9 protein-coding genes are annotated in these 12,246 nt (G+C 65.2%); 6 read left to right on the top strand and 3 right to left on the bottom strand.

The genetic code is table 11. From position 1 onward, the window contains the following. Nucleotides 1-216 precede the first annotated feature (216 nt). Complete coding sequence (locus ACW7G0_RS05620; protein WP_456989459.1) at nucleotides 217-1,419, bottom strand: efflux RND transporter periplasmic adaptor subunit; 1,203 nt, start codon at nucleotides 1,417-1,419, stop codon at nucleotides 217-219. Between the two features lie 32 nt (nucleotides 1,420-1,451). Beyond that, nucleotides 1,452-2,261, bottom strand: coding sequence for an SDR family NAD(P)-dependent oxidoreductase (locus ACW7G0_RS05625; protein WP_456988197.1), 810 nt, complete (start codon nucleotides 2,259-2,261; stop codon nucleotides 1,452-1,454). Nucleotides 2,262-2,638: 377 nt separating this feature from the next. On the opposite strand from ACW7G0_RS05625, the gene ACW7G0_RS05630 reads away from it, so the two are divergent. Continuing rightward, nucleotides 2,639-3,673: a LysR substrate-binding domain-containing protein gene (locus ACW7G0_RS05630; protein WP_456988198.1), complete on the top strand. Its 1,035-nt coding sequence runs from the start codon at nucleotides 2,639-2,641 to the stop codon at nucleotides 3,671-3,673. Between the two features lie 50 nt (nucleotides 3,674-3,723). On the opposite strand, the gene ACW7G0_RS05635 is transcribed toward ACW7G0_RS05630, so the two are convergent. Continuing rightward, on the bottom strand, nucleotides 3,724-4,149 hold the full coding sequence (locus ACW7G0_RS05635; RefSeq protein ID WP_456988199.1) for a hypothetical protein: 426 nt from the start codon (nucleotides 4,147-4,149) through the stop codon (nucleotides 3,724-3,726). A gap of 141 nt (nucleotides 4,150-4,290) precedes the next feature. On the opposite strand from ACW7G0_RS05635, the gene zwf reads away from it, so the two are divergent. The 5 genes from zwf to tkt all read left to right on the top strand — a co-directional run bounded on the left by zwf (nucleotide 4,291) and on the right by tkt (nucleotide 12,246). After that, nucleotides 4,291-5,697 carry a glucose-6-phosphate dehydrogenase gene (zwf, locus tag ACW7G0_RS05640; RefSeq protein WP_456988200.1) on the top strand — a complete coding sequence of 469 codons (1,407 nt, stop codon included), beginning with the start codon at nucleotides 4,291-4,293 and terminating at the stop codon, nucleotides 5,695-5,697. 72 nt (nucleotides 5,698-5,769) lie between these two features. Then, nucleotides 5,770-6,882, top strand: coding sequence for a transaldolase (tal, locus tag ACW7G0_RS05645; RefSeq protein WP_456988202.1), 1,113 nt, complete (start codon nucleotides 5,770-5,772; stop codon nucleotides 6,880-6,882). Beyond that, the gene (gene pgi, locus ACW7G0_RS05650; RefSeq protein WP_456988203.1) at nucleotides 6,879-8,525 is read left to right on the top strand and encodes a glucose-6-phosphate isomerase; all 1,647 of its coding nucleotides are present in this window, start codon (nucleotides 6,879-6,881) and stop codon (nucleotides 8,523-8,525) included. The genes tal and pgi overlap by 4 nt, the downstream gene beginning before the upstream one ends. Then, on the top strand, nucleotides 8,525-10,177 hold the full coding sequence (gene pgm / locus ACW7G0_RS05655) for a phosphoglucomutase (alpha-D-glucose-1,6-bisphosphate-dependent) (protein ID WP_456988205.1): 1,653 nt from the start codon (nucleotides 8,525-8,527) through the stop codon (nucleotides 10,175-10,177). Before pgi ends, pgm begins: the two co-directional genes overlap by 1 nt. Nucleotides 10,178-10,197: 20 nt before the next feature. Further along, nucleotides 10,198-12,246 carry a transketolase gene (tkt, locus tag ACW7G0_RS05660; RefSeq protein WP_456988207.1) on the top strand — a complete coding sequence of 683 codons (2,049 nt, stop codon included), beginning with the start codon at nucleotides 10,198-10,200 and terminating at the stop codon, nucleotides 12,244-12,246.

Genomic DNA, 12,246 nt, shown 5'->3' on the forward strand with positions numbered 1-12,246 from the left:
GCTTGTGGTGTCAGCGAGGAGCCGTCGTTGCCGGGAAAAAGCGGAATTCAGTGCCTCAGCGAAAGCGGAGGAGCTGTCATTGCGAAGGGGTCGTCATTGCGAAGGGCCGTCATTCCCGCGAAGGTGGGAATCCAGTGCCACGTCGAGCGCCAAAGTCACTGGGTCCCCGCTTTCGCGGGGATGACGGTGAGGACGGAAGTCAGGTGGGCGAGGGCATCACTTCGAGCCGGCCGTGGTGGCCACCTGGTCGACCGGCTCCACGACCGGCTTTCCGGCCGGTGGCCCGCCCATCGCGATGGTCTTCGGATCGACCTGCATGCCGGGGAAAAACACCTTCTGCACCCCGTGCACGATTACTTTGTCCTTCGCAGTCAACCCCGCCGTCACCACGCGCAGGCCCTCGGCCTTGTCGCCCAGTTGCACGTCCTTGCGCACAGCCTTGTTGTCCTCGCCCAGCACGTAGACGTACTTGCGGGTCTGGTCGGTCATGACCGCCTTGTCGTCGATCAGCAGCGCCTCGGACTTGTTGCCGCCGGCCAGTTGCACGCGGGCGAACAGGCCCGGGGTGAACACGTGCTCCGGATCGGGCAGCACCGCACGCAGGCGGATGGTGCCGGTGGCCGGGTCGACCTGGTTGTTGACGAAGTCGACCGTGCCCTCATGCGGGAAACCGGTCTCGTTGGCCAGGCCGACCCGGACCGGGTTGCTCGAGTTGGCGCGGTCGCCGTTGCGGGTCAACTCGCGATAATTCAGGTAGGTCTGCTCATCACCCTCGAAATACACGTGGACCGGGTCCAGCGAGACCACGCTGGTCAGCACCGTGGAATCGGCTTGGGCGAGGTTCCCGGCGGTGATGAGCGCACGTCCCGCGCGGCCGTCAATCGGTGATCGAATCTCGGTGAACTGCAGGTCGAGCCGCGCGGTGGCGACCGCCGCCTCGGCGGCGCGCACTGCGGCACTGCCCTGGGCTGCACCGGCCCGGCGGGCTTCGGCTTCCTCGCGCGATATCGCCTTGGCTTCCACCAGCGTCTGTGCGCGCTTGCTCTGTGCCCGAGCGAGTCCGGCTTCGCTGCGCGCGCGCTCCAGATTGGCCTGGGCCTGCGCCAGCGCCGCCTTGTACGGGCGCGGGTCGATCACGAACAACAGGTCGCCCTTGGCGACTTCCTCGCCCTCGTCAAAAGCAACGCGTTCGACGTAGCCGCTGACCCGCGGGCGCAACTCGACCGATTTCACCGCTTCGATCCGGCCAGTGAATTCGTCCCATTGCTGGACGGGTTTCTCGATCACCTGGGCAACGCTGACTGCAGGCGCCGGCATGGCGTCAACAGGGGCGGCCTGGCTGCCGCAGCCTGACAGGCCCAGGGCCAGCAAGGCAGCGACGATGGCGAGGGTGAGTTCGGGCAGGGCGCTGCGGTTCAACCGGGCGGCGTGCTTTTTGATCAGGGGGGAGGTCATGGCGAAATATCCTTTTTGGAACCAGGGGAAGAAAAACGGCCCAGCAGCGCGCGGACGGCGACGAGGGAGGGGCAGCTGTCCGGTGGGGGAGGTGCGCTGTCCGGGCCAAAGTGAAAAGAGGTTTCGGGTGATGGTGCGTAACGCACCACTGGGGTGTCGGGCGGGGACCGTTCGATCAGCGCCACCGCCTGCTGGCCGATCGCCAGCGCGCTGGGCCAGCGATCGCAGGCGTGCTTGCGGTTGGCGCCGGTGCAGACCGGCATGTCGACGGTCAGCAGTTGCACCCGCACATCCAGTGCACGGGCCTCGTCGTGCAGGACACAGGCGAGCATCCGCAACGCCGCCGCGCCGATCGAGCGGTGGCCGTAGCCGGCCCAGGGGCTCTCGCTGCCGGGGCCGCCGATCAGCAGGTAATTGCCGTGCCCGGCCTCGGACAGCAATGGCAGCAGATGTCGGGCCGCGGCAAGGTGCGGCAGCAGGTCCTCGTCGAGCTTGCGGCGCAGGAAATCGGCGGGCTGGTCGAGTACCCGGCCGCTGCTGGCGCTGCCGCAGACCGAGGCGACGATGCCGGCGAATGGGCGCTGGAGATCACGCAGCCGATCGGCCAAGGTGGCGCCTTCGAGATCGCTGGCAACCGAGCCGGGCAGGGTGGTGAGGTCGGTGCCGGGGTTTTCGAGCGCCAAAGCGTCGAGGGCATCTGCGTGGCGCGCCACCGCGATCACCGGATGTTTGCGCTCGAGCGCTGCCTGGACCACACCCCGGCCGATGCCGCCGCTCGCGCCGAGAATGACGAGAGCGGCCTTCATTGTCCCGCTCCCGGGATTTTCTCTCCCAAAATTGACGCGGAATATTTCATCGACAGGTGATTCGTCGGACACGAAAGGCCAAACGCCCCGCGGTTGGATAGCGATGCCGCCGTCCGCCACCGATGCCCGTCGAGGGCGGCAGAACCCGCTGTTGACCCGTTCCGGCGTCGAATAACGCGTGGAACGAGCTCCGCCTGCATGGAGCCGGTGGGGGCAAACTGGTTGAGCGGGATAAGGTTCACGAGACGGCCTGCGGCACTTCCTGTTCGGATGCGACACAGCCTAGGGGTGAAACCGGCACTTGATTAGTCAGCAAATCGGGGAATAATTGTCCCGGCTGCGGGCCAATGCTGGCACGCGCTTAAAGGAGCCCCCACATGGCCCGCGATCTCAACGACACCCTGATCTTCGTCCAGGTGATCGAGCACGGCAGCTTCATCGCCGCGGCCCGGTCGCTGCGCCTGCCCAAGACCACCGTCAGCCGCAAGGTGCAGGAACTGGAATCCCGTCTTGGTGCGCAGCTGCTGCACCGCACTACCCGCAAGCTTGGCCTGACCGAGGCCGGTAATATCTATTACGAACACTGCAAGCGCATTGCCAGCGACCTCGCCGAAGCAGAGAACGCGGTCGGCCAGTTGCAGGGCGGCCCACGCGGCTGGCTCCGCATCACCGCCCCGTATTCGCTGGGCATCGAACGCATCGCGCCGTTGCTGGGCGAGTTCCATGCCCGCCATCCCGAGGTGCGGGTGGAGATGTTGCTGGCCAACGAATCGCTGGACCTGATCGGCAAGGAGATCGACGTCGCCCTGCGGCTCGGCACCCTGCCTGATTCCAATCTGGTCGCACGCCGGCTTGCGGTGTTGCGCACCCAGGTCTACGCCAGCCCCGCCTATATCGAACGCCACGGCGAACCGCTGCATCCGGACGACCTGCAGCACCATCGAACCCTGGGCATGCAGAAGATGCGTCGCAACGGCCATTTCCACTGGCCGCTGAGCGATGGCGAAAGCACGGTTGAGTACCGCATCGATCCGATCATGATCGCCAATGACCCGGCCGGCGTGCGCGGCGCATTGGTGTGCGGCGAAGGCCTGATGCTGGCCAGTGACATCATGGTCAAGGACTACGCTGAGAAGGGTTATGTACGCCGGGTGCTGGCCGGCTGGACCGGCCCGGAACTCGAACTCAACGCGTTGTTCCCTCGCGGCCAGGTGACCTCGCCGAAGGTCCGCGCGTTCGTCGACTTCCTGGTCGAACGCCTCAACTTCGACGCCGACTACATGCAGACCCTGTGTCCCAATCGTCGCCAATGCGGGGAGCAGAAGGCGGTTGATCCGATGGAGGCGCGGCAGGGGAAAGCCGCATCGATGGCGTCAGCCGACGAGGATGAGGAGCTGGAGGTCGCTGCCTGACGTGTCTCGCCGGGTGGTGCAGGCCGCGCAGCTCCCGCTCGGGCCGGACTTCAGTGGGCCGCGGATCCGGATTGCTCGGATGTCGCGGCCGGCCGGCTCCCGGTCATGTCGTCGTCCAGTCGTGCCTCGAACTGCTCCAGGCTCAGGCCCTGCGCGCGCGCCTCCTCGTTGGCGGCGTCGCGCAGCGCGTCGGAGAAATTCAAGGTGACCTTGGTGCCGGTGCGCTCAAGCATCGCCGCGGCGCGCTTGATCATCGCCAGGATCGTGGCGGCGCTGGTGGAACCGCCAACCATCTTGCCGTCCAGCCCGAGCTCCCAATCGCCATCGCGCCTGGCAATGCCGCCAAGCAGGGTGCCGTCTTCGTGGCGCAGCTCGGCATGTGCCTCGATCGCCGGGCGCAGGGTGCCGGTAACCACCCGTTGGCGGGCCGCTTTCTTCCGGTTCGCATCACGTTTGGCTTTGGACTGGATCGACATGCGGGCTCCCCCTTTTATCAATGGATGACAGCTTACGTCCGATGACCAGCGCCAGCCTGGCCGGGGGCGATTTTTTCGGATTTCATCACGCGCCACCGGGCAGACTGTAGTTTGCGTCAGCCAACTATCAGGTGAATCGGTATGACGATACCCAGCTCGGATGCCTTCGTGTTTTTTGGTGCCACCGGCGATCTTGCCTACAAGAAAATATTCCCGGCACTGCAGGCGATGATCAAGCAGGGTGGCTTGTCGATGCCGCTGATTGGCGTGGCCCGGGGCGACTGGACACTGGAGAAGCTGCGCCAACGCGTGCATGACAGCCTGCGCGACAACGGCGACGTGGATCCTGCGGCGTTCGCCCAGCTGTCCGCACAACTGCAGTACGTCAACGGCGACTACAACGATGCGTCGACCTTCGTCCAGATCAAGCAGGCACTGAAGGACGCGGCGCGGCCGATCCATTATCTGGCGATTCCGCCGAGCATGTTCGGCGCCGTCGTAAAGGGTCTGGCCCAGGCGGATTGCACCAGGGATGCGCGGGTGATCGTGGAGAAGCCCTTCGGGCGCGACCAGGCCTCCGCCGCGGCCCTCAACCACACCTTGCATGAAGTGTTTCCGGAGTCGTCGGTGTTCCGCATCGACCACTACCTGGGCAAGGAAGCGGTGCGAAACCTGCTGTATTTCCGTTTCGCCAACACCTTCCTGGAGCCGATATGGAACCGCAACTATGTCGCCAGCGTCCAGGTCACCATGGCCGAGTCTTTTGGCGTGCAAGGCCGGGGCAGCTTCTACGATGAGGTCGGTGCGGTCCGCGACGTCGTCCAGAACCACTTGCTGCAGGTCATTGCATTGCTCGGGATGGACGCACCCGTTGGCGGCGACCCCGATTCCATGCGCGCGGAAAAGCTGCGCCTGTTCCGCGCCATCCGGTCGCTGGAACTGGACGAGGTGGTGCGTGGTCAGTTTGCCGGCTACCGCGATGTGGCGGGTGTCGCGCCCGATTCGCAGGTGGAGACCTTTGTCGCGCTGCGGCTGCATATCGACAATTGGCGCTGGGCCGGGGTGCCGTTCTACATCCGCGCCGGCAAGCACCTGCCGCTGACGAGCACCCAGGTGGTGGTGGACCTGAAACGCCCGCCGTTGCCGATCTTCGATGAAATTTCGGTCGAACAGTCCAACTACTTCCGCTTCCGGCTCGGCCCGGAGGTGGTGATCGCCACTGGCGCACAGGTCAAGAAGCCCGGTGAAGCCATGGTCGGCGAGCAAGTGGAGCTCGTCGCGCGCAGCCGCCCCGATGCGGGAAAATCACCGTATGAGCAGTTGCTGGGCGATGCGATTCGTGGCGATGCATCGCTGTTTACCCGCGATGATTCGGTCGAGGAGGCCTGGCGCGTGGTGGGCCCGGTGCTGTCCGATTCGCACGGCGATCACGCCGCCCCGATCACTATCTATGAGCCGGGCAGTTGGGGTCCGTCGACGGCGTCGGATATTGTCGTCGGCGACGAAGGCTGGCATGACCCCAGGCCCGAGACCAGCCATCCATGCTGATGGCCAGGCGTAACCTTCCAGTCGTCATTGCGTGATCTACCATGGGTCCAGACGGCATCCACCGGAGGACACATGAGCACGATCAATGCACCCATCACCACCACCGAACGACTGCACCAGTTGGGTCAGAGCCTGTGGCTGGACAACATCTCCCGCGAGCTGCTCGATAACGGCGGATTGGCCGATTACATCGAGAAGTTCTCCATTACCGGGCTGACCTCCAACCCGAGCATCTTCAACCAGGCGATCGGCGGCGGCGACACCTACGACGAGGGAATCCGGTCGAAGGTGGCATCGGGGAAGTCCGGCGAGACATTGTTCATCGAGCTCGCGTTGGAGGACCTGCGACGGGCCGCCAAGCTGTTCCAGCCGATCCACCAGTCCACCAACGGCGTTGATGGCTGGGTCTCGATGGAGGTCTCGCCGCTGCTTGCCGCCGACACCCAGGGCAGCATCGCCGCCGCGCGCAAGATCCACGACGAGGCGGCGTGCGAGAACCTGTTCGTCAAGATTCCGGGCACACCGGAAGGCGTTCCTGCCATCGAGGAGTCGATCTTCGCCGGGGTGCCGATCAACGTGACCCTGTTGTTCTCGACCGACCAGTACCTGGCGTCCGCCGAGGCGTACCTGCGCGGCATCGAGCGCCGACTCCAGGCCGGTCTCGACCCCAAGGTCGCATCGGTTGCGTCGCTATTCGTCAGCCGCTGGGACAAGGCGGTGGCCGACCAGGTGGATGACAGCCTGCACAACCGGCTGGGCATCGCGGTAGGCCAACGCACTTACCGCGCCTACCGCGAACTACTGGCATCCGATCGCTGGCAACGGTTGGCCGGGCAAGGCGCGTTGCCGCAACGGCTGTTGTGGGCGAGCACCGGGACCAAGGACCCGAAGGCGTCCGACACCCTGTATATCGAAGCGCTCGCCGCACCGGACACGATCAACACCATTCCGGAGAAAACCCTGCGCGCGTTCCAGGATCACGGCACGCTCGGTGACGAGATGGCCGTGGATGGCGGCGATGCGGAAGCGACGTTGGCGGAGTTCACCAAGGCCGGGGTCGATATCGACGCCCTGGCAACGCAATTGCAGCACGAAGGTGCGCAGTCGTTCGTCGACTCATGGAAGGAGCTCATGGGCTGCATCGAATCCAAGGGCCAGGCATTGGCGGGGAAGGGCGGCGCGTGACACCAGTCCCACTTACCGCGCGACCGCAATGGACGGCGCTGAAGCAGCATCTGGCGCAGGTCCAGTCCCGACACCTGCGCGAGCTGTTTGCCCAGGATCCGCAACGCGGTGAACGCATGGCGGCAGAGGCGGCCGGGCTGTACCTGGACTATTCCAAGAACCGGATCACCGACGAGACGCTCGACTTGCTGTTGCAGCTGGCGAGCGCATGCGGCGTGACCGAACGCCGCGATGCGATGTTCGGCGGCGAGGTTATCAACGCCACCGAGCAGCGGGCGGTGCTTCACGTCGCCCTGCGCGCGCCTGTCGATGCAAGCATCCGCGTCGATGGTCACGACGTGGTTGCCGACGTGCACGCGGTGCTTGAGCGGATGGCAGGGTTCAGCGACAAGGTCCGCAGCGGCGAGTGGACCGGACACACCGGCAAGCGCATCACCCATGTGGTCAACATCGGCATCGGAGGCTCGGATCTCGGCCCGGTCATGGCCTACGAGGCGCTGCGCGATTACAGCCAGCGTGATATCGACTTCCGCTTCGTGTCCAACGTCGATGGCACCGACTTCGTGGAAGCGACACGTGGCCTCGACCCGGCCCAGACCCTGTTCGTGGTGTGTTCCAAGACCTTCACCACGCTGGAGACGCTGGCCAATGCGCATGCCGCGCGCCGATGGTGCCTGGAGGGTCTGGCTGACGAGACGGCAATCGCGAAACATTTCGTCGCCGTATCCACCAACGCCGACGGTGTGCAGGCATTCGGCATCGACACCGCCAATATGTTCGAGTTCTGGGACTGGGTGGGCGGGCGCTATTCGATGGATTCGGCAATCGGTCTGTCGACGATGCTGGCCATCGGCGCCAATGGATTCCGGGACATGCTGGCCGGGTTCCGCGCCATGGACGAGCACTTTCGCCACGCACCGCTGGAACGCAACCTGCCGGTGCTGATGGGCCTGCTGGCGATCTGGAACAACAACTTCCTGGGCGCCGATACCGTTGCGGTGTTGCCGTACGCGCAGTACCTCAAGCGCTTCCCCGCCTACCTTCAGCAGCTGACGATGGAAAGCAACGGCAAGCACGTCACCAACGATGGCCGACAGGTGGATTATCAGACCGGCCCCATTTACTGGGGCGAGCCGGGAACCAACGGCCAGCATTCGTTCTATCAGCTGATCCATCAGGGCACGCGGCTGATTCCCTGCGATTTCATCGGGTTCTGCCAGCCGCTCAACCCGCTGCCCACCGCCGAGGGCGATCAGCACGACTTGCTGATGGCCAGCCTGTTCGCGCAGAGCGAAGCGCTCGCGTTTGGCAAGACCGAGGCCCAGGTACGCGCTGAAGGCACCGAGGAATCCGTGGTGCCGCATCGGGTGTTCGAGGGCAACCGGCCGAGCAACACGATCCTCGCGGAACGGCTCACGCCATTCTCGCTGGGAACGCTGGTCGCGCTGTACGAGCACAGTGTGTTCGTGCAGGGCACGATCTGGAACATCGATTCATTCGACCAGTGGGGTGTTGAGCTGGGCAAGCAGCTGGCGAAGGCGACTGCGGCCGAGCTGACCGCCGAAGCCGAGCCTGAGCTGTCCCATGACAGCTCCAGCAACGCCTTGATCCGGCGTTATCGAAAAGTGCGGGTAGCGCGTTGATGGGCACCGATGTCAGCCCACGTGCCGGCACTCCCGCGCGCCCGGAAGACCTGGTCGATATCGGCAAGCTGGTGGATGCCTATTACCAGGTGAAGCCCGACCCGGGGACTGCCGCCCAGCGAGTGTCGTTCGGCACGTCGGGGCACCGGGGCTCATCGCTGGAGGGCAGCTTCAACGAGAACCACATCCTCGCCATCACCCAGGCGATTTGCGCGTATCGCGTTGGCCAGAAGATCGATGGGCCGTTGTACATCGGCATCGACACCCACGCATTGTCGGGGCCCGCATTGGACACGGCGCTGGAAGTGCTGGCGGCCAACGAGGTCGAAGTCCGCCTCTCGCAGGGCGGCGAGTATGTGCCGACCCCTGCAATTTCCCACGCGATCCTGTGCCATAACCTGGGGCGCACGAGCGGGCAGGCCGACGGCGTGGTGATCACGCCATCGCACAACCCGCCCGCCGACGGTGGGTTCAAGTACAACCCGCCCAACGGCGGACCGGCCGATACCCAGGTGACCGGCTGGATCCAGCAGCGCGCCAACGCCATCCTGGAGGCCGGGCTGAAAGACGTGCGACGCATCCCGGCTGAAAGGGCGCGTGCTGCATCCACCACGCGCGCGCACGATTACCTCGGCGCCTACGTCGCTGACCTGGGCAACGTGATCGACTTCGACCTGATCCGCGCATCCGGCCTGCGCATGGGCGTGGATCCGCTGGGCGGGGCGGGGGTGCACTACTGGGCCCGCATCGCGGAGCACTACCGGATCGACCTGGCGGTCGTCAGCGAGCAGGTCGATCCGCAGTTCGGTTTCATGAGCCTGGACTGGGATGGCCGGATCCGGATGGACCCTTCATCGACGTATGCGATGCAACGCCTGATCGGTATCAAGGATCACTACGACATCGCGTTCGCCTGCGATACCGACCACGACCGCCACGGCATCGTCACCCCCGAGGCTGGCCTCATGCCGCCCAACCACTACCTCAGCGTGGCCGTCGACTACCTGTTCTGTCACCGGCCGCAGTGGAGCGACAACGCCGCGGTCGGCAAGACCGTGGTCAGCAGCGCGATGATCGATCGGGTCGCGACTGGCCTGGGTCGCCGTCTGCATGAGGTCCCAGTCGGGTTCAAATGGTTCGTGGACGGATTGTTCGACGGCTCGTTGGGCTTTGGTTGCGAGGAGAGCGCCGGTGCTACGTTCCTCCGTCGCGACGGCCGGACGTGGACCACTGACAAGGACGGCATCGCCGCGGCATTGCTGGCTGGCGAGATCACTGCCGGCAACGGCGCGGACCCTGCGATCGGTTACCGGGATCTGTGCAACCGCTACGGCGAGGTGTTCGCAGACCGGATCGAAGCGGCAGCGAACCCGGCCCAGAAGCGTGTACTGGCCAAGCTGGCGCCGGCGCAAGTCACCCAGACCGAACTGGCAGGCGATCCCATCGTCGACGTGCTGGACAAGGCGCCGGGCAACGACGCGCCGATTGGTGGCATCAAGGTGACCTCCGCCAATGGCTGGTTCGCCGCGCGCCCCTCGGGCACCGAGGATATCTACAAGATCTACGCAGAAAGTTTTCGTGATGAGGCCCATTTGCAACGCCTGCTGCAGGAGGCCCAAGCGATCGTGGACGCTGCACTGGCCGACACGTAACCACACAAGAGGATTCCGCCATGTCCGCCGAACTCGACCAACTGTGCATCAACACGCTGCGCTTCCTGTCCGTGGACATGGTGCAGAAGGCGGAGAGCGGACATCCCGGGCTGCCGCTGGATGCCGCGCCGATGGCTTACGTGTTGTGGACGCGGTGGCTCAAGGACAATCCGCGCAATCCGGCCTGGGCGGATCGCGATCGCTTCGTGCTCTCGGCAGGACATGGCTCGGCGTTGCTTTACAGCCTGCTGCACATGAGTGGATACGACTTGTCACTGGATGACATCAAGAGCTTCCGCCAATGGGGCAGCAAGGCGCCTGGTCACCCCGAGCGCGAGCACACGCCCGGCGTGGAAGTGACCACCGGGCCGTTGGGGCAGGGCTTCGCCAACGCAGTCGGCATGGCAATCGCCGAGGCGCAGTTGGCCGCGCGCTACAACCGACCCGACCACGCGATCGTTGACCACCGCAGCTATGTCCTGGCCAGCGATGGCGACTTGATGGAGGGCGTCGCTTCGGAGGCAGCCTCGCTGGCCGGGCACCTGAAGCTGGGCAAGCTGACCTGCCTGTATGACGACAACCAGATCACCTTGGCCGCCGGTACGGATATCACGTTTTCCGAAGACCGCGCGGCGCGCTTCCGGGCGTACGGATGGCATACCGTGTCGGTCGCCGATGGCAACGACGTGGCCGCGATCGATGCCGCACTGAAGGCGGCGCACGAAGAACCGACGCGTCCATCGCTGATCCTGGTGCGCACCGTGATCGGCTACGGCTCCCCCAACAAGCACAACACTTTCGAAGCGCACGGTTCACCGCTGGGCGAGAAGGAGGTCCGCCTGACCAAGGAGAACCTGGACTGGCCGACCGAACCGCCATTCCTGGTGCCCGACAAGGCCTTGGCACATATGCGCGGAGCGCTTGATCGCGGCGCTGCCGGGGAGGATGCATGGAACCGGCGCATGGAGGCCTACGCGCAAGCGTTTCCCGAGCTGGCGAAGGAGTTGCAGGGCAGCTTGCGTGCTCAATTGCCCTCGGGCTGGGATGCGGACATTCCGGTGTTCCCGGCCGACGCCAAGGGCATGGCGACGCGCGCCGCCAGCGGTAAGGTCATGAACGCCATCGCTCCCAAGCTGCCTGCCCTGAGTGGTGGTTCGGCGGACCTGGACCCGTCCACCAAGACCGCGCTCAAAGGTCTGGGCGACTTCAATCCACCCGCCACCACCGGCGAGGACCTGCAAGGGTCGGACGGTGGTGGTTGGAGTTATGCCGGTCGCAATGTCCACTTCGGCGTCCGCGAACATGCGATGGGCGCCATCGTCAATGGCATGGCCGCCCATGGTGGTTTCATCCCGTATGGCGCGACCTTCCTGATCTTCTCCGATTACATGCGGCCACCGATCCGGTTGGCGGCGCTGATGGGTTTGCACGTCATCCACGTGTTCACCCACGACAGCGTCCTGCTCGGCGAGGACGGCCCGACCCACCAGCCGGTCGAGCAACTGATCGGCTTGCGCGCCGTGCCCGGCCTCACCCTGATACGCCCCGCGGATGCCAACGAGACCGCGGTGGCCTGGCGGGTCGCAATAGAGACGAAGGAACGCCCGGTATTACTGGTGTTGACCCGGCAGGATCTGTCTACCTTGGACCGCGACCAGTTCGCATCCGCCGACGGGTTACGGCAGGGCGCCTACGTGTTGAGCGACGCCGACGACGGCAAGCCCGAGTTGATCCTGATCGCCAGCGGTTCGGAAGTCGGCCTCATCGTGGAAGCGGCCAGCCGTCTGCGCGAGCAGGGCATCGTGGTGCGGTGTGTGTCGATGCCCAGCTGGGATCTTTTCGATGCGCAGCCGCAGGATTATCGCAATGGTGTATTGCCGCCGGCAGTCACGGCGCGGCTGGCGGTAGAGGCGGGCAGTTCCCTCGGCTGGCACCGCTACGTGGGTGATGGCGGCGATGTGATCGGTGTCGATCGCTTCGGAGCCTCGGCACCGGCGGCTGACATTGCGCGTGAGTACGGGTTGACCGTGGACAACGTCTGCCAGCACGCGCTGGCGCTGCGGCGCTGA

Source organism: Lysobacter sp. A286 (assembly GCF_054052105.1).

Coding starts and splice junctions, on each gene's coding strand:
- ACW7G0_RS05625 (WP_456988197.1), bottom strand. CDS start 2,261: ATGAAGGCCGCTCTCGTCATTCTCGGCGCGAGCGGCGGCATCGGCCGG.
- zwf (WP_456988200.1), top strand. CDS start 4,291: ATGACGATACCCAGCTCGGATGCCTTCGTGTTTTTTGGTGCCACCGGC.
- ACW7G0_RS05635 (WP_456988199.1), bottom strand. CDS start 4,149: ATGTCGATCCAGTCCAAAGCCAAACGTGATGCGAACCGGAAGAAAGCG.
- pgm (WP_456988205.1), top strand. CDS start 8,525: ATGGGCACCGATGTCAGCCCACGTGCCGGCACTCCCGCGCGCCCGGAA.
- tkt (WP_456988207.1), top strand. CDS start 10,198: ATGTCCGCCGAACTCGACCAACTGTGCATCAACACGCTGCGCTTCCTG.
- ACW7G0_RS05630 (WP_456988198.1), top strand. CDS start 2,639: ATGGCCCGCGATCTCAACGACACCCTGATCTTCGTCCAGGTGATCGAG.
- tal (WP_456988202.1), top strand. CDS start 5,770: ATGAGCACGATCAATGCACCCATCACCACCACCGAACGACTGCACCAG.